General features: G+C 58.6%; 10 protein-coding genes. 7 read left to right on the plus strand and 3 right to left on the minus strand.

What is annotated here, in order from left to right:
- The first annotated feature begins 146 nt into the window (after positions 1-146).
- On the plus strand, positions 147-4,304 hold the full coding sequence (locus AAZU54_RS13250; protein WP_434727262.1) for a sugar-binding protein: 4,158 nt from the start codon (positions 147-149) through the stop codon (positions 4,302-4,304).
- Between the two features lie 50 nt (positions 4,305-4,354).
- Here the strand turns inward: AAZU54_RS13250 and AAZU54_RS13255 are convergent, their stop codons facing one another.
- Complete coding sequence (locus AAZU54_RS13255) at positions 4,355-4,765, minus strand: PA2817 family protein (RefSeq protein ID WP_186556954.1); 411 nt, start codon at positions 4,763-4,765, stop codon at positions 4,355-4,357.
- 210 nt (positions 4,766-4,975) lie between these two features.
- Between AAZU54_RS13255 and AAZU54_RS13260 the strand changes: the two genes are divergently transcribed.
- Both AAZU54_RS13260 and AAZU54_RS13265 read left to right on the plus strand, forming a co-directional pair.
- Positions 4,976-7,255 (plus strand): hypothetical protein, encoded by a 2,280-nt coding sequence (locus AAZU54_RS13260; RefSeq protein ID WP_434727263.1) that lies wholly within the window; start codon positions 4,976-4,978, stop codon positions 7,253-7,255.
- 1 nt (position 7,256) lies between these two features.
- Positions 7,257-9,581 (plus strand): hypothetical protein, encoded by a 2,325-nt coding sequence (locus AAZU54_RS13265; protein WP_434727264.1) that lies wholly within the window; start codon positions 7,257-7,259, stop codon positions 9,579-9,581.
- Between the two features lie 83 nt (positions 9,582-9,664).
- Here the strand turns inward: AAZU54_RS13265 and AAZU54_RS13270 are convergent, their stop codons facing one another.
- On the minus strand, positions 9,665-12,112 hold the full coding sequence (locus tag AAZU54_RS13270; protein ID WP_434727265.1) for an acyl-CoA dehydrogenase: 2,448 nt from the start codon (positions 12,110-12,112) through the stop codon (positions 9,665-9,667).
- A 229-nt stretch (positions 12,113-12,341) separates the two neighbouring features.
- On the opposite strand from AAZU54_RS13270, the gene AAZU54_RS13275 reads away from it, so the two are divergent.
- The 3 genes from AAZU54_RS13275 (at position 12,342) to AAZU54_RS13285 (ending at position 14,818) form a co-directional block, all read left to right on the plus strand.
- Positions 12,342-12,965: a glutathione S-transferase gene (locus AAZU54_RS13275; protein ID WP_434727266.1), complete on the plus strand. Its 624-nt coding sequence runs from the start codon at positions 12,342-12,344 to the stop codon at positions 12,963-12,965.
- Positions 12,966-13,109: 144 nt separating this feature from the next.
- Entirely contained in the window at positions 13,110-14,042 is a 933-nt protein-coding gene (locus AAZU54_RS13280) for an ABC transporter ATP-binding protein (RefSeq protein ID WP_264236936.1), read from the plus strand.
- Positions 14,039-14,818: an ABC transporter permease gene (locus AAZU54_RS13285; RefSeq protein WP_186556939.1), complete on the plus strand. Its 780-nt coding sequence runs from the start codon at positions 14,039-14,041 to the stop codon at positions 14,816-14,818. Before AAZU54_RS13280 ends, AAZU54_RS13285 begins: the two co-directional genes overlap by 4 nt.
- Here AAZU54_RS13285 and AAZU54_RS13290 read toward each other — a convergent pair.
- Entirely contained in the window at positions 14,702-15,328 is a 627-nt protein-coding gene (locus AAZU54_RS13290; protein WP_186556937.1) for a DUF2062 domain-containing protein, read from the minus strand. The genes AAZU54_RS13285 and AAZU54_RS13290 overlap by 117 nt on opposite strands.
- Positions 15,329-15,470: 142 nt before the next feature.
- On the opposite strand from AAZU54_RS13290, the gene AAZU54_RS13295 reads away from it, so the two are divergent.
- Positions 15,471-17,690: a DNA internalization-related competence protein ComEC/Rec2 gene (locus AAZU54_RS13295; RefSeq protein ID WP_434727267.1), complete on the plus strand. Its 2,220-nt coding sequence runs from the start codon at positions 15,471-15,473 to the stop codon at positions 17,688-17,690.
- Positions 17,691-17,848: the final 158 nt, after the last annotated feature.

Raw genomic sequence — 17,848 nt, forward strand, 5'->3', positions numbered from 1 at the left:
GCAGTAGTGCGGTAATCGTTTACCCATTTTTTACAGCACGGGTTCACGCTATGAAACTGGCAAAAATGCTAGGTGTGGATCGTACGGGTCGTTGCTAGCGTGTGGGGTAGCTGTTCATAGCCCGAACCTCACGAGGCCAACTGACCATGACCGCCACGACCGCCCTCCATTCCAACGCCTTCAACTTCATGAGTTTCCTGCAAAGCGGCGTCGACCCGCGTACAGGCCAGTACACGGTGTCGCTCAACTTGCCGCAGGTCGAAGCCAACGCCCTGCTCGGCCCAAGCCTGCCCCTGGCGCTGTTCTTCAACCCACTCAATCAGCAAGACACAGGCTACGGCAAGGGCTGGAACCTGCAGCTGTCGCAATTCACTCCCGATACCCAGGTGGCGGCTCTACATACCGGCGAAAGCTTCTTGGTCACCAGCCGTAACGGCGCGCAAATGCTGATGGAAGAGAAGAAGCTCGACAGCTTTCACCTGGATGAAGTAGCCGATGGCGGATCGACCCACTACCTCGTCGAGCACCGCTCCGGGCTGCTCGAAAAACTCCAAATCCGCGCTGCCAGCCGGCCTGTCGCGCTGCCTGTCGAGGTCTGGACTCGGCAAACCCTGCCGCTGAAGTTCACCTATGCGTCCTTCGAGTCTGATGGCCAGACCTACGACCGGCTGGCCAGCATCGAGGGCAGTGACGTCGAAGGCGTCTATGCCCCGCTGCTCGAAATCAAGCGTGATGAAAGCAAGCGCCAAGTGGAGATCACCCTCAATCCGCAGGGCGCTGCAGCCACCCAGGTACGCTTCGTCATGCAATTGGATACGCAAGGCCGGGTGATTGAACTGCAATTACCGACGGTCGATGGTAATCAGGCCAAGTGGCGCTTCATGTATACAGTCAGCCATACCTACAACTGTCTTGCAGAGGTGCGTACCCCTACCGGTGCTTGGGAGCTCATCACCTATGATCCGGTAGGGCATAAGCGCAGTAACAACCTTCCCGGCACCCTGCCCAGGGTTTCCAAGCATGAGGTTCGGCCTGGTAACGCCGACGAGGTGCCCAAGGCCGGCGCCAGTTGCAATCAAATCGTCAGCTACGCGTACACAGTGAACACCGAAGAAGACGGCTACCAGGCTGACAATAACTTCCTGGGGGCCAACCTCGCGCTCGGCGAACCCACGCCGGGGTTGGATATCCTCTACAAGCATCCCAACCCTTATCGCTATGGCTCGGTAGAAACGTTGCTGAGCGCCGATGGCAAAACAAGCCTGCGCAGCATCGAACGGCACTTCAACAAGTTCCACCTGCTGACCCGTGAGATCACCAGCCAAGGGCCTGCGGATGACCTGCACATCCAGACCGTGGAGACCAGCTATGCCTATACGGAAGGCAAGCCTTTCAAGGACCAGCCTGCCTATTGCCAGCTGCCGCTGACCACCACTACCACCTGGCGCAAAGCTAAAACCGACACTGCCCGAACGGAGGTGCTCAAGCGTACCTATCACGATGACGGCAACCTGCACACCGTAGAGCACCCCAGCGGCGTAGTCGAAACCAGCCTCTGGTACCCCGCCGCCGGAGAGATCGACAAGTGCCCGGCAGACCCAAGTGGTTTCGTACGCCACCTCAAGAGCAAGACCGTGACACCGGCCAAGCCTGGGCAAACGCTCGATGCACCGATCCTGTCCCAGGGTTATCGCTACCGCACGCTGCCGGCGTATGAAGGCAATGCGAGCACCACCGCTTGGCATGTCGTAGAGGTAGAGACGCTGGATCAGATCAATGAGGGAGGGGCAGTGATCCAGCCCCTGCAGAGCACCCAGTACAAGTATTTCGAGCGCATCGAGCAGCCTCTCACCTATGGCCGTTTGGAGGAGCACACGCTCACCATGAACGACCTGCCAACCAAGACCAGTTACACCTACGCCACTCGGGCGCCAACGTTTGCCACTCATGACAATAACGAAACAGTGCTGGTGATCACCCAGACGGTCACCGGACACGACAACAGCCCCACGAACATCATCAAAAAAACAACGACCAGCGAACACTCGCTGCTCACTGGAGAATTATTACTTAGCGAAGATGACAATGGCGTGAGGATTAACTACCGATATGATGTGCTGCGCCGGGTCATCCAGGAAATCGTCGCCCCTCAATCCCCCTATATGGCTGACCGTAGCTACACGTATTGGCTCTGTGCAAACGATAATGATCGAGCCAGCCAGAAACGCACCGATGTGAATTGTGTTTTGACACACACCCTCCTTGACGGACTGAACAGGCCGGTCAAAGAACAGCGTAATGACCTCGACAATGCCACGCCGCGGCAGGAGGGTGAGGAGGAGCTACTCCGTGCGCTATACCTGGCCACATACGATGCGTTTGGAAGGCTGCAAAGCGAAACTGAGACTGATTGGCGCAGCGCGCAAACATCGGATGATCTAACGCTGATTCGCAGCTATGACTACGATGATTGGGGCCAACAACGCGCAGTCACCGGACCCGATGGGATCAAGGTGATAGAAGAAGACGATCCTGTTGGCGAAAGCTACCCTGGGCAACCGGCAGACGCCCCCAAACAACGTATCGTCAAACGTTGGCGGGAAAGCACAGACGGCGAGAGTAGTGGTATTAACAAAACCTGGTTGAACCTCTTCAACCAGCCTGCGCGCACAGAGCGTTTGCAATGGTCGGGGGAGGGAGACAACTATCAGGAAACTCGAATTAGCCTGCAGCAAAATACATACGATGGCTTAGGCCGTACCCTAAGCGAAGCGGTTGGCTTATTGGGCGAGAGAGTCAATAAGTACAGCTATGACGTATTCGGTCGGCAGCTCGAACAGACGTTAGCCGACGGTGCAAAAGTGGTGCGCACATTTGCCAAGCACAGCAACGCAGACTTGCCAACCTCCATCAGTGTTGCGGGTAAAGAGCTGGGGCAGAAGGAGTACGACGGCCTGGACCGTGAAAAAAGTACCACGACAGGTAAGCGCAAGCAGACCTACACGTATAAAGGAAGTGAGCGTAAGCCCTGCGAGGTGGTTACGCCGGGTGGACAGATTATCCGCTATCAATATGAATTCCGATTGAATGAAGAGCCTAAAGCAAGACAATTCATCGACGTCACGGCGCATGACGAGGAAGAAGTTGTTCAGGAAACCACTTTTACTTATCATGAAAAAAATGCTCGTTTGCGTGAATGTTCCGTTATGGATCAGACTTTCGAGCGTACCCATTATCTCAACGGCGCTGTCAAATGGGAGAAGCGTGAGCTAGCAGGCGTGACCTATGAAGTGAATTATGGCCACAGTCAACGTGGGCGCATAACGTCCTACACGGGTGCCCAGGGGCTGGAGCAGACGTACGATTACGACGAAAATAGTGGTCAATTAACAGGGACTGGCTTGGGCGACCAAGTGAGTAGTGAATTAAGTTACGACAGCTTTGGTCGGTTGTGCTCTTTCACTACAGGCAACCCGCCGCAGTCCTTGGAAACTAAGTTGACCTATGATCAGTTTGATCGTGAGTGCACGCGTACGTTCGTACCCGGCAGTGGCGATGGCCAATGTCTTGAACACTGCTATAACGATGTCGATGCGTTGACCTCGCGCACGCTTCGAAATACAAAGACACAAGAGATCATACGGCTGGAAACCTATGGTTATGACGACAGGCAGCGTCTGACCAGCTACGAGTGCACAGGCTCCGAGCTGCCTGTAGACCCCTCAGGCGCCGCGATCAAAAGCCAAGTCTTCACCTACGATGAACTTGATAATATCGATCTATGTATGACGGAATATCAGGAAGGGGGGGAGCAAATAATATTTTATTCATTCTCTGATGACGACCCTGCCCAGCTGAAGGGCTTGGACGTTGTTAGTCACCATGGCGGCTTAAAAGCCCTTGATCTTGCCGGCGCACGTTTGCTGGTCAAGGCACTGAAGCTTATCAAGCCTCTTGATCTGTGGTTGCTCTGGGATCTTCCAGCCCTGCACGAAATTGAATTGACCTACGACGCTAATGGCAATATGACCTGCGACGAGCAAGGGCATCTGCTTGAATATGATCGTGTCAACCGCTTGATCAAGGTTAGCCGGCCATCCGCCGAAGGTGACATCGTGTTGGCGGAATATCATTACGATGGCAAGGACATTCTCACGGGTATGAGCCGAGATGGGGTAGGCACACAAAATCGTCTCTATCAGGGGGGCAGGGTCGCAAGCCTTGAGCAGGCCGGTAACTCGATTACCTTTTATGGAACAGAGGGGCTGATTCTCGGCGAGCTGCAGGACGAGAATGGCCTTTAACCCGAGCAGGGAGATGCAGCCCGCTGAGTAGACGGGCTGCTGAGCATTGGTCAGTGCTGGCTACCTTCGTCAGGCTGAGCCAGCAGCCGCTTTTGCTGATGCCAGTCGAACGCCTCGCCATTTTGTTCGGCTTGGTATCGACGCTCTTCCAATGTTTGGTAAAGATCGAGCTCTTCATCCGGCATGAAGTGCAGGCAGTCGCCGCCAAAGAACCACAGCAGATCGCGTGGCACCAAATGGGCGATTTGCGGGTAGCGTTGAATGACCTGGCAGATAAGGTCCTGACCCAGGTATTGGCTTTCCAGCGGGTCTTTGGGGAGCAACGTCAGCAGTTCATCGAAGCGCTCAAGGAACAGAGCGTGACTCTCCTCGGGCACCTGCTCGGCCTCGCCCAGTGCGGCCAATATGGTACGCAGGTGCTGTAGTAGATGCAGGTGATAGTCAAGTTGGGCAGTGGCCATGGCGATGTCCTTGGGTATTGAATAATAGCGTGCAGTATACGCCGCTCGCAGTGATCGCTTCACGCCGCCAGGAATATTTTTGATGAGGCGCGGCGAGCTAAGGAATAAGTGCTTGACGACGCAACTGGTAAATCTGCCAGTAGTGCCCGCCGAGAATAATGCGTAAAACAAGGCAGTAGGCACCCAGCCTAAATACAGTGAGGGATTACCATGGCGCTCAATAAACAGCAGTTGATCGAATGGCTGGCAGGCGGTGTGCGGGCACCAGCTTGGGATGTAGTGGTGAGCCTTGATCAGTCAACGGTTAACCACGTCTTCGCTCAAGAATATGTCAGGCGCTTTGCGGAAAATACATACTTTGACCCGTTCTCTAGTGATCCAGAACAGTCAGACGATGACGACGCCATTTATCTGCTGCATGGCGCGCTTCTCGACAAGCCACGGCTGACCTTCATCAAACCGGAGGATTCGGAGGGCAGTATTGCCCGGCTGAGCATGGCATTGCTGGGCGGGGGGGATGTCGGCTTGACGCGGCGCGCGGAACGCTGGTTGGTACATCGCGTGGAGTGGATAAAGCCCCTGCACGCGCCGCTGTTAACGATGGACCTTAAGTTAGATGACACCGTTATAAAGGTGGGTGATGAAAGGAGGCTGCTGGTTGATTTAAGTAAAAGTACAAATTTCCAGCTGGTATTTGGCGAGGATGCCTCCGTTCAAAAGTTGCACGGGAAGAGTTTTGAGGACTGGTTTCTCGGGTTGGACGCTGAACAACAAACGTTCGAGTTTGGGCAAATTGCCCTCGACTTGCCGGATGGGTTTGCGCCGCAGACTTACCGGTTACGAGCGCGTGCAGATAAAGAGGTAGAGGGGCAGGGGGCGGTCGAGGTATTCATTAGCTCAATAGGGCAAGAATCAACTGAATTGCCCGGCGATAATGCTGACTTCAAATACTTGCTCCCTTCAGGTGTCGAGGCCTACACGGGTACTGTGCTGTTCCATCCGATGTATGCGTTATTTGTTTCGCTTGTCGAAAGCATGGCCCGTCATTCTCCCGCTGTAACAGCCTATGATCTGGTGTATGGCGCTGACGGGATAATTCAGTCGTTCAAACTGAAAAACCCTGAAATTATTATCAAGGATGGAGTGGCTGAATATGAGCAAGCAGAGGGCCCGCCTCTCGCGATTTACTTCCATGATCTTTCGATGCGGGTAGCCACAGGCGGTGAGTTTAGCGTGTTCACAGATGAAAAAGGAGGAGCTAGGGTAACCTGGGAGGTTGAGGGAGAGGTTCATTTTTTCAAAAGAGAAATCCCGAAGTGGGGGCCGTTTCGATTTCATAAGCGGGTCGAAGGTAGACTGGTTGGGGAGCTGCCACAATTCGGGTTTGAGTTTGAGGTAATAGATCTCGATGAGTCTGATTACAAAGGGTGGATCCCCATCTGGGCAAGGTTGTTAGTGGTCTTCTCGAATTTGTGTGTCACAGAAGTAGTTAAGGACGTGATGGCGCAACTCTCGATCCCCGCAGTGGAACGCCTTATTAAAATGAGCTTTGGTAATAACTTTTTGGTCGGCGAGTCGCCCGCGACCGCCAATATTGCTTTTCTAGGGTGGTTTAGTTCGCACCATGAATTACCCCGGTTGGATGTCGAAGAGCTGATCATCATGGCGGGCGCTAACCATGCGTTTAGTGTGTCTAATGGCGTGGCCATCGCCAAGTGGGAGATAGAACCACTGCATCAAGACGATCCGAACATCGGTACCATCGATGCAAAAACTGGCAGATATACAGCACCCGCAGATGCTGCATTCAGTGGTGATTTCATGCGTCATCGGGTCAAGGCTACAACGGATGCCGGTGTCAGCGGCTATGCGTTGCTAACGGTAGTGCGTGAAGCGCTCAGTTTAACCCCCCTGGCGTACCATCTCGGCACGGAGGGCAGCGGTGTCGACCTGATGGCAGGTACTACTGAAGACGCCTCGAAATTAATCTGGTCGTTCAAGGACGGAGACAATGCGAAAGGCGAATTAAGCGCTCTCAGCGGTGCCAAGGTTCGGTATACCGCAGGTACAGTTGAGACCTTTCATGTTGATGTAGTGCTGGTGTATGACCCCAAGACCAAACTGACTCGAGAAACCTGGCTGGTGTCTGGCAACAACTTTGCTCCGCTCTACGTCACTGAGGTTGAAGAGGGTAATACAGAGCATTCAATCCATCTGACGATGTCGCCTACGGGGGTATCAACGCCTACGACCTGGCAACTTCGGTTTGGGCCTGGGCAGATAAACCCTGAGGGTCCAACCGGCGTGTACACGGTCGACCCCAAGGCAAGTGAACACTTCGCGCTGATTGTTGGCAAAAGCCGTGACCCGGAACTGGGAGTCGAGGTAGAGGGGTTTATCCTTCTGCCTTTGCCGCTCACCCAATACAAAACAGCCTATAGCAAACTTCTGGAAAATAAGGCTGCCGCTGCATCCCTGGGAGGACATTGATATGAGCATGACCCCCCCTGAAGCGCTGGTGGCGTGGATGGATAGAAACCCGTCAATGCTCAACTGGGACATGATCGCCTCCCAACCGCTTTCGCTACTTCAATACACCGTGCAACAGCAAGAGTTGCAGCGATTGGCGGAGCAGACTGTCGCATTCCTCAGTGGCCAAGCGTTACGTCAAGAAGATGACTCTCTGCATGAGTTGGATAACTACATTGTCCGCCTCACGGATGTACATATTAAGGCGAACGGCTATGAGCGGCCTATGCTCCATGTCCGGTTGAGCCTGGAGGGCGGTAGCTATGTGAAATCCAGTTATCTGGGTGAGGTGATGAGTATAGCGGTGCATGATACGGTGAGTCGGCTGCAGGCCACGATGAACTTGCCGGTGCGCTCCGAGAACGGTCAAGTGGTGCTTGATCTTGGCCAGGGTCAGGACCATACCCTGGTGTTGAACAGCACTGCGGATATTGAATCGCTGGGCCCCAAAATGCTCAAGGCTGGCCTCGATGCCTTGGAGCCTGCGCAGCAGGTGCTAGCGCTTGCCGATGTTATGAGCAGCCAAGACAACCCGTTTCGCCAGGTATCGCAGGCAAGGCCTGCGGTGCAAGGGAGCGATGGGCTGACACCGGCGTTGCTGTTTTTCGTCAACTTTACTCACGGGGGACAGGGGCGCGTGCCACAAGATGGCCTTGATTTCCCCTCATTGCTGGCGAACACTGCCGATGACAGGTATGCGAGCACTGCCATTCTCTCTTGGCGACTTTTGCATCGGGATGCCTACGCGCAAAGCATTTTGGGCGTCTTGCAAGGAGGAGAGTATCGCTATGTTCAGAGCGACCCCCCAGAGAAAGGCCTGGGCAGTATGGAGGCACTGAAAGGGCAACTTTCGATCCCGGCAGGAAGGTGCGAGGGCTTGGGGTTGGAGATGTTGTTCGATGAGATTGTCGTGCCGGGGAGCGGCGGTAAGGCTGCACTCAAGATAGCATTCGCTGAGGAGCGCATCAGTCAAACGTGGCAGCCCAGCTGTACAGTGGAATATAAATACCGGCATGTGGGTGCAACAGAAGAGTGGCAGAGTAGCAAGATTACAGTTGAGCCTCGACTGGATTACGCATTTGAACTTGCAGCCGACGCCACGGCTGCGTTGACGGGGCGGCTGGACAGCATGGTAGAGCAAGCCGCTGCGAGCATAGATGACCAGTCCGTCCCGCCATCTACTCATGAAGACGCCATTAAAGCCCTTGCGGATTATGCGGTGCAAAGGGGGTTTTTGAACGCGCTATCCACCCGCCTGACCGCTCATATCGATAGGCAAATCCTACCGTGCCTGCGCCAGCCTGATGGGCGTTTTATTCAGCCTCTCGTCAGAAACAGAACGAACAATCTGTTGCTGATGGGCGGATTCACGTCTACGGATAGTTCGTTCCGAATAGTCGAGCAGAACGTAGAGTTATCAGCTGCGGCTGAAACTAAATTCACCGTTGAGCCGCCAAGCAACGGCGTGAAATGGAGCATCGAACCCTTGCCGGGAACTACAGGTGAGATGGGTACAATCAATGAAGCCACAGGTTATTACCAGGCGCCAGCTGCGGCGGCGCTGGGGGGTAAAAACCTGATGGTTCGGGTCGTTGCAAAACTTGCCGATGCCGATGCCGATGCCGATGCCGAGCAGCGTAGCGAGTCACTGGTCATGGTGATAGGGCATTCGCTGGATTTCAATCCGAAGTTCGCCACCTGTTTTAGCGGTACTTCGCTCCAGTTGCGTGCGGATCTGCTGGAAGACCCCAGCATGGCCGCTGAAGAGCTGGAGTGGCAGGTGCTGACGGACGGTGCGGGCAGTGGAACCATCTCAAGCTCGGGGACTAACAGCGCTATCGCTGACTACCAGGCGGCGCCAGCCCCTGATGATGTGAGGTATGTAATCGACCAAATACAGGTCACGGGTAAAACTTCAGGGCGTACTGCAACTGGGTATGTCTTGGTAACGCATAAGGAACCCGATTTGCATTTGTCCGTGGATGAGCAATGGGCAGGAGCGGGGTTGAAAATCGAAGCGAGGGTGGCAGGGAGCCCAAGTCCTCTACCTGAAGTGGAGTGGATACTGCCCCTGGAAGGAACCGGCCAGATAGATTCAGGGGGAGTCTACACGCCACAGGGAGACGCACGTTTTGTCGTCATCCTGGCGAAAAAACAAACGTCTACCAGAACCTATGGGGGCAGCCTGACCCTTCCTTTGCCCTTGAGTAGTTTTGCTGAATTACGCAAAGCCCAAATAGCACGGGCCACCCTCAAATGGGAGGCAAAAGATGAAGAGGGCGCCTAGTCGAGCAAGCGTGATGGCGACCGGTTGAAGTGATCATTGCAACTGCTGGATCGAAACGAGGGCCGCTAAGCGGCCCCCTGCGATCAGCGTATCTTATCCGTCCCTGGTAATAACTGGTCTTTATCGAAGGCATCCACATCAATGACCGCACGTCGAGCGGATTCAGCATCGCTTAGCTGCTGTCCTTGCGTCTCCTGCAACACGCCAGCCTCGATTGCAGCCTCGATTACCGAGCGCCCGGCTTGAGCCTGCACTGTTCCCTCTCGAGTAGCCTGATGCAGGGTCTTGCGAAGCGGCGCAGTTTCGTCCAGCAAGTCACAGGCCCTTTGCAATGCCGCCACCGGATCACCTTCGGCCTGTGGCCGGAAGCAGCCTGCCAACAGCTCCTCCAACGCCGGATCCCCCTTGCTGCGCCCAATCAACTGTGCAACCTCGGCATCCAACTCATCACTTGGCCCGGTATGCCGACGTCCAAACGGGAACACCAGCACGCGTAGCGCACAGCCGATAAACCGGTTGGGGAAGTTGTCTAGCAGCTTATCCAGCGCCTGCTCTGCTTTACCCAGGCACTCTTCCATCGCCCAGCGCAACAACGGCTGCATGTGCTCCGGCGACCCCAGGTCGTGGTAACGCTTGAGCGCGGCCGAGGACAAGTACAGGTAACTCAGTACATCCCCCAGGCGCGCGCTGAGGCGTTCACGACGTTTCAAGGCGCCGCCCAGCAGCATCATCGACAGGTCTGCCAACAAGGCGAAAGCCGCAGCCTGGCGGTTCAATGAGCGGAAGTAACCTTGACTCAAAGCATCGCCCGGCACCCGTTCGAAGTGGCCCAGGCCCAAGCCCAGTACCAGGGTGCTGGCGGCGTTACCAGCGGCGAACATGATGTGCTTGAGCAGCAGCTGGTCAAATTCCTTGAGGGCCTGATCGCGGTCTTCGCGCCCAGCCAGGGCCATTTCCTTGAGCACGAACGGGTGGCAGCGGATCGCCCCTTGGCCGAAGATCATCAGGTTGCGCGACAGGATGTTGGCGCCTTCTACCGTGATGAAGATCGGCGCCCCTTGCCAGTTGCGGCCCAGGTAGTTGTTCGGGCCCATGATGATGCCCTTGCCGCCGTGCACGTCCATCGCGTGCTGGATGCACTCGCGGCCGCGTTCGGTCAGGTGGTACTTGAGGATCGCCGACAGTACCGAAGGTTTTTCGCCCAGGTCCACGGCCTTGGCAGTCAACAGGCGGGCGCTGTCCATCAGCCAGGCGTTGCCGCCGATGCGCGCGAGCGATTCCTGGATGCCTTCGAAAGCGGCCAGCGGTACGTTGAACTGTTCGCGGATATTGGCGTATTGGCCGGTCACCAGGCTTGTGTACTTGGCCGCCCCCGTGCCGACTGCCGGCAGGGAGATCGAGCGGCCCACCGACAGGCAGTTCATCAGCATCATCCAGCCTTTGCCGAGCATTTCCTGGCCGCCAATCAGGAAGCTCAGCGGCACGAACACGTCCTTGCCACTGTTGGGGCCGTTCATGAACGCCGCGCCCAGCGGTAAGTGGCGTTTGCCGATCTCGACGCCCGGTGTGTCGGTGGGGATCAACGCCAGGCTGATGCCCAGCTCTTCTTGTTCGCCCAGCAGGTGCTCGGGGTCGTAGGCCTTGAACGCCAGGCCCAGCAGGGTGGCGATGGGGCCCAGGGTGATGTAGCGCTTCTCCCAGTTCAGGCGCAGGCCGATCACCTCTTCGCCTTGCCATTGGCCTTTGCAGATGATGCCGGTGTCGGGCATGGCACCCGCGTCGGAGCCGGCCAGCGGACCGGTGAGGGCGAAGCAGGGGATCTCATCGCCACGGGCCAGGCGCGGCAGGTAGTGGTCGCGCTGCTCATCGGTGCCGTAGTGCAGGAGCAGCTCGGCCGGGCCCAGGGAGTTGGGCACCATGACCGTGGAGGCCAGGTCGCCGCTGCGGGTGGCCAGCTTCATCGCGACTTGGGAGTGGGCATACGCCGAGAAGCCTTTGCCGCCGTATTGCTTGGGGATGATCAGGGCAAAGAAACCGTGCTCTTTGATGAACTGCCAGGCTTCTGCCGGCAGGTCCAGGTCCTGGCCGATCTGCCAGTCGCTGACCATGGCGCACAGTTGCTCGGTGGGGCCGTCGATGAACGCTTGTTCTTCGTCGGTGAGCTTGGGCGCAGGGTAGTCGAGCAGGGTGTTCCAGGCGGGACGGCCGCTGAACAGCTCGCCATCCCACCACACGGTGCCAGCCTCGATCGCCTCGCGCTCGGTCTGTGACATCGGCGGCAAGGTGCGCTGGAACCATTTGAAGATCGGGCCGGTGAACACCTTGCGGCGCCAGTCGGGCAGCACCAGCAGCGCGGTCTTGGCGGCCAGTACCAGCCAGATCAGCGTCAGCAGCCAGCCCGGGGCGCTGCTGAAAATGCCCATCAGCAGCGTGTAGGCGGCGATGATGCCAAGTATCTGCAAGGGCGGCAGGCGCCGATGGGTGAGATACGCCGCGCCGATCACCAGAACCACCAACCACAACAGCAACATAATCCTTCCTCCTTGGAACCTTGGGCGTGGGCCGAACCCACAGAGCTTAGCCGGCATCCGGCGAACGGCCTTGTCAGATCAGTGACAGGGTGTGGCGGCAGGAGTTCGCCGGGGGTTGTCAGGGTATGTGTCTGGACCGCCCGGGCTGGCTTGTCCCGCGCTGAGGCCAGTACAGACGATCAAGCTGTGGAGTAAACTGCCGAATTCGCGCATTCATAAGGACGTTGTCATGCTGAAGATCTGGGGTCGCAAGAATTCGAGCAATGTACGCAAGGCGTTGTGGATCGCCCACGAGTTGGGCCTGGACTTCGAGTCGATCGACGCCGGCGGCGCCTTCGGCGTGGTCAACGACCCCGAGTACCGCTCGCGCAACCCCAACGGCCTGGTGCCGATGCTCGAAGATGGCGACCTGGTGCTGTGGGAGTCGAACGCCATCGTGCGCTACCTCTGCGCCGAGTACGGCCGCGAGCAGGGCTGGTATCTGGACGACCCGCGCCAGCGCGCCCTGGCCGATAAATGGATGGACTGGACCACTTCATCGTTCGCCACGCCTTTCCGCCCGCTGTTCTGGGGCCTGCTCCGCAGCCCCGAGCAGCAGCGCGACTGGGTCGCGATCAATGCCGCGCAAAAGGCCTGCGCCGAGCTGCTGTCGATTGCCGACCAGACCTTGGCCAGGCAACCCTACCTCTCCGGTGAGCAGATCGGCATGGGTGACATTCCGCTGGGCAGCTTCGTCTACGCCTGGTTCGAAATGCCCATCGAGCGTCCGCACATGCACCACCTACTAGCCTGGTACCAGCGTTTGCAAGAGCGCCCGGCGTACCAGGCGGCGGTGATGACTGCGCTGACCTGATCGAACACCTGCACTATTTCGATAGTCACTATCAATACACATGACTGTACTTGTGCGGCCAGGCCTTGCACCATGGCCGCACTCACTGCGCCAGTGACCTGATCTGGCGTGTCCTGAACCTCTTCGCATGGTACGTGACCCGCTATGAGTTCTGCCCTGTCCATAAGACAGCTGACCAAGACCTACGGCAATGGCTTCCAGGCCCTCAAGGGCATCGATCTGGATGTCGCCGAAGGTGACTTCTTCGCCTTGCTCGGCCCTAACGGCGCCGGCAAATCCACCACCATCGGCATTCTCTCGACCCTGGTCAACAAGACCAGCGGCACGGTGAATGTGTTTGGCCATGACCTGGACCGCGAGCCTGCCGCGCTCAAGCGCTGCCTGGGCGTGGTGCCGCAGGAATTCAACTTCAACCAGTTCGAGAAGACCTTCGACATCGTCGTCACCCAGGCGGGCTACTACGGCATCCCGCCCAAGCTTGCCAAGGAGCGTGCCGAGCAGTACCTGACCCAGTTGGGGCTGTGGGACAAGCGTGATGTGCAGTCGCGTTCGCTGTCCGGTGGCATGAAGCGCCGCTTGATGATCGCCCGCGCGCTGATCCACGAGCCGCGCTTGCTGATTCTCGATGAGCCAACCGCAGGGGTGGACATCGAGTTGCGTCGCTCGATGTGGAGCTTCCTGACTGAGCTGAACCAGAAAGGCATCACCATCATCCTCACCACCCACTACCTCGAGGAAGCCGAGCAACTGTGCCGCCATATCGGCATCATCGACCACGGCACCATCGTCGAGAACACCAGCATGCGCAAGCTGCTGAGCAAATTGCATGTGGAAACCTTCGTGCTCGACCTCAAGCAGGATCTGGCCGTTGCCCCCACCTTGCAGGGCTACCCGTGTCGGCTGATCACGCCGCATACCCTGGAGGTGCAGGTGGATAAGGATATTGGCATCACCGCGCTGTTCGGCCAGTTGGCCCTGCAGAACATCGAAGTGCAGAGCCTGCGCAACAAGACCAACCGACTTGAGGAGCTGTTTGTGTCCCTGGTGGAGAAGAACCTGTCGAAGGTGGCGGTATGAATGTGGAGCTGCGCACCAACTGGGTGGCCCTCAATACCATCGTCTACCGCGAAGTCCGGCGCTTCTTGCGCATCTGGCCGCAGACCTTGCTGCCGCCGGCGATCACCATGGTCTTGTACTTTGTGATCTTCGGTAACCTGATCGGCCGGCAGATCGGCGATATGGGTGGCTTCACCTATATGGAGTACATCGTCCCCGGGCTGATCATGATGTCGGTGATCACCAACTCCTATGGCAACGTGGTGTCGAGCTTTTTCGGCAGCAAGTTCCAGCGTTCGATCGAGGAGTTGATGGTTTCGCCGGTGTCGCCACACACCATCCTCGTCGGTTATGTGCTGGGCGGGGTGTTGCGTGGTCTGGCAGTGGGGGTGATCGTGACCATCCTGTCGCTGTTCTTCACCCATCTGCAAGTGCATCACCTGGGCGTCACCGTGGTGGTGGTGTTGCTCACGGCAACCATCTTCTCGCTGCTGGGCTTCGTCAACGCAGTGTTCGCGCGCAACTTCGATGACATCTCGATCATCCCGACTTTCGTGCTGACGCCGCTGACCTACCTGGGCGGGGTGTTCTATTCGATCAACCTGCTGCCGCCATTCTGGCAGACCGTGTCGTTGGCTAACCCGGTGCTGCACATGGTCAACTCGTTCCGCTATGGCATTCTAGGGGTGTCGGATATCAGCATTGGTACGGCGATCACCTTCATGCTGGTTGCTACCGCAGTGCTGTATACCCTGTGCATCCGCTTGCTGGTCAGCGGCCGCGGCATGCGTGCATGAAGCCTTGAGTTTGCGCCGGCGCCACTGCCGGCCAACCCACCAGCGCCAATAGAACATGGTGATGAAGTAGGCGGCGATACCGAGTACCACGCCGCAGACCACCGAACCGAGCAGAAACGGCTGCCACAAGGTCGACAGCTGATCGGTGATCCACTCGAAGGTCAGGTCGTCGGGCAGGGTGCGCGGTGGCGTCTGCAACAGCCAGGCGCCGGTCATGTAGGTGACGAAGAACACCGGTGGCATGGTCAGCGGATTGGTCAGCCAGACCAGGCTCACCGCGATTGGCAAGTTGCCGCGCAGGGGAATGGCCAGGCTGGCGGCCAGCAGCATTTGCATCGGGATAGGGATCAACGCCGCGAACAGGCCTACACCCATGGCCCGCGCCACTGAATGGCGGTTCAGGTGCCAGAGGTTGGGATCGTGCAGCAGTTTTCCGAAGAAGCGTAAAGATTTGTGTTCCCGAATGCTGGTCGGATCCGGCATGTACCGTTTGAAGAGGCGGCGCGGCATGTAGGCTCCCCGGGTTTGAAGGGGGTCAGTATGCCTTGATTCCCTGACTGGCTTGTTCAGAGTTTGTGACAATTGTTGAGCAAGATTAGGCGCCAATTGCGCTATTGCTGTGCAGGCTTATCGGCTTGCGGAGCTCTACCTCATGCGCACAGGGATGTTTGCGCTCGCCGCGGGGTTGTTGGCCCTGCGTTTTCTTCCGGTTCTGCCATCGGTCGGATGGCTGCTGATCCTGCTTTTGCTTGGGCTGGGCTGCTTGCGTACGCGCGTTTGGCCGCTGGGTTGGCTGCTGCTGGGCTTTTGCTGGGCGTGTTGGTCGGCGCAGCAAGCGCTGGATGACCGTCTGGCGGCCACTCTGGATGGCCGCACCTTGTGGCTGGAGGGCAGGGTGGTGGGGCTGCCAGCACAGACTGGCCGAGGCGTGCGTTTTGAGCTGGATGAGGCAGTGTCGCGCCGGGCTGATCTGCCCAAGCGCCTGCAGTTGAGCTGGTTTGCCGGACCGCACGTGCAGGCCGGCGAGCGTTGGCGCCTGGCCGTTACACTCAAGCGCCCGCATGGCCTGCTCAACCCCCATGGGCCAGACCGCGAAGCGACGCTGTTGGCTCGCAGGATCGGTGCGACCGGCACAGTCAAGGCCGGGCAACTGCTGACGCCAGTCTCCGGCGGCTGGCGCGACAGTCTGCGCCAGCGCTTGCTGGCTGTGGATGGCCAGGGCCGCGAAGCCGCTTTGGTCGCGTTGGTGCTTGGTGATGGCTCGGGGCTGGCGCGCGAAGACTGGCAGGCCCTGCAGGCCAGCGGCACAGTGCATTTGCTGGTGATTTCCGGGCAGCACATCGGCCTGGCTGCGGGGCTGATGTATGGGCTGGTGGCGTTCATGGCCCGTTGCGGCGCCTGGCCGCATCGCTGGCCGTGGTTGCCCTGGGCCTGTGGCCTGGCCATGGCGGCAGCATTGGCGTATGGCTGGCTGGCGGGTTTTGCGGTGCCGGTGCAGCGCGCTTGCCTGATGCTCGCGGTAGTGCTGGCCTGGCGCTTGCGTTTTCGTCATCTGGGCACCGGCTTGCCGCTATTGCTGGCGTTGTGCGGCGTGTTGCTGATCGAGCCGTTGGCCAGCCTGTTGCCAGGGTTCTGGCTGTCGTTTGGAGCGGTGGCGGTGCTGGTCTACTGCTTCGCTCACCGGCTCGGTGGTTGGCGACCTTGGCACGCCTGGACCCGGGCGCAGTGGGTGATCGCTGTGGGCCTGCTCCCGGCGTTGCTGGCGGTGGGGCTGCCGATCAGTGTCAGCGCACCTGTGGCCAATTTGCTGGCTGTACCCTGGATCAGCCTGCTGGTCCTGCCTTTGGCGTTGCTTGGCACTGTTCTGCTGCCTGTGGCGGGGGTAGGCGAGTCGCTGTTGTGGCTGGCGGGCGGGGCGCTGGAGTGGCTGTTTCGCGCGCTCGGCCACCTGGCCCACTGGCAGCCCGCCTGGATACCTCGACCCTTGCCGCTGATCGCTTGGCTGCTGGTCGCCAGCGGCGCCTGGCTGGTGCTGCTGCCGCGTGGCTTGCCGCTGCGAGGCTTGGGGGCGGTGATGCTGCTGGCGCTGTGGGCGCCGACGGAATCCGTGCCGCATGGCCAGGTGCACGTGCTGCAACTGGATGTCGGGCAAGGGCTGGCGATACTGCTGCGTACCCGCCAGCACACCCTGCTCTACGACGCAGGTCCCGCGCAAGGCGGAAGCGATCTGGGGCAGACGGTAGTGCTGCCCACCCTGCGCAAGCTGGGGGTGGATCAGTTGGACGTCCTGCTGATTAGCCATGCCCATGCCGATCATGCAGGTGGTGCGTTGGCTGTTCACCGCGGCCTAGCGATTGCCCGGGTGCTGGCCGGGGAGGCCGCTGAGCTGCCAGCGGCATTGCAGGCGGACATGTGCCTGACGGGCGAGGGCTGGGAGTGGGATGGGGTGAGTTTTTCGCTCTGGCATTGGCCCGAGGGGCCGGGGAGCAACGAGCGCTCTTGCGTGCTACTGGTCGAGGCCAATGGCGAGCGGCTGCTACTGGCCGGGGATATTGAAGCCGGGGCCGAACGGGCCTGGCTGGCGGCCAATGGCCAGACGCGGGTCGACTGGCTGCAATCGCCGCATCATGGCAGTCGCAGTTCTTCCACTGAACCGTTCATCCGCGCCACGGCGCCGCGTGGGGTATTGATTTCGCGGGGGCGGTACAACGGGTTCGGGCATCCGCATGCGCAGGTGATCGAGCGTTATCAGCGGCATGGGGCGGTGATTCACGACACGGCGATCGAGGGGGCCCTGAGTTTGCGCCTGGGTAGCTTTGGCGGTGTAGAGGGGCAGCGGGGGCAGCGGCGGTTCTGGCGTACTGGGGATTGAGTAGAGCATAGGCTGGGCCGACCTCTTCGCGGGGCAAGCCCGCTCCCACGGTGCCTGTGGTTGTTGGTTAGCGTCGGGGGAGGGGATGCGCTGCTGCGCATTGCGACCTCCGGCAGATGAGGCGACTTGCGTCCTATGTTAGAGTGGCGGCCTTTTTC

The organism is Pseudomonas sp. Je.1.5.c, assembly GCF_051129895.1.
In the GTDB taxonomy this organism is placed as follows: Bacteria; Pseudomonadota; Gammaproteobacteria; order Pseudomonadales; family Pseudomonadaceae; genus Aquipseudomonas; species Aquipseudomonas urmiensis.

Bases quoted from the DNA above. Each gene is read 5' to 3' on its own strand.
- AAZU54_RS13250 (WP_434727262.1), top strand. From the start codon at position 147: ATGACCGCCACGACCGCCCTCCATTCCAACGCCTTCAACTTCATGAGT.
- AAZU54_RS13255 (WP_186556954.1), bottom strand. From the start codon at position 4,765: ATGGCCACTGCCCAACTTGACTATCACCTGCATCTACTACAGCACCTG.
- AAZU54_RS13260 (WP_434727263.1), top strand. From the start codon at position 4,976: ATGGCGCTCAATAAACAGCAGTTGATCGAATGGCTGGCAGGCGGTGTG.
- AAZU54_RS13265 (WP_434727264.1), top strand. From the start codon at position 7,257: ATGAGCATGACCCCCCCTGAAGCGCTGGTGGCGTGGATGGATAGAAAC.
- AAZU54_RS13270 (WP_434727265.1), bottom strand. From the start codon at position 12,112: ATGTTGCTGTTGTGGTTGGTGGTTCTGGTGATCGGCGCGGCGTATCTC.
- AAZU54_RS13275 (WP_434727266.1), top strand. From the start codon at position 12,342: ATGCTGAAGATCTGGGGTCGCAAGAATTCGAGCAATGTACGCAAGGCG.
- AAZU54_RS13280 (WP_264236936.1), top strand. From the start codon at position 13,110: ATGAGTTCTGCCCTGTCCATAAGACAGCTGACCAAGACCTACGGCAAT.
- AAZU54_RS13285 (WP_186556939.1), top strand. From the start codon at position 14,039: ATGAATGTGGAGCTGCGCACCAACTGGGTGGCCCTCAATACCATCGTC.
- AAZU54_RS13290 (WP_186556937.1), bottom strand. From the start codon at position 15,328: ATGCCGCGCCGCCTCTTCAAACGGTACATGCCGGATCCGACCAGCATT.
- AAZU54_RS13295 (WP_434727267.1), top strand. From the start codon at position 15,471: ATGCGCACAGGGATGTTTGCGCTCGCCGCGGGGTTGTTGGCCCTGCGT.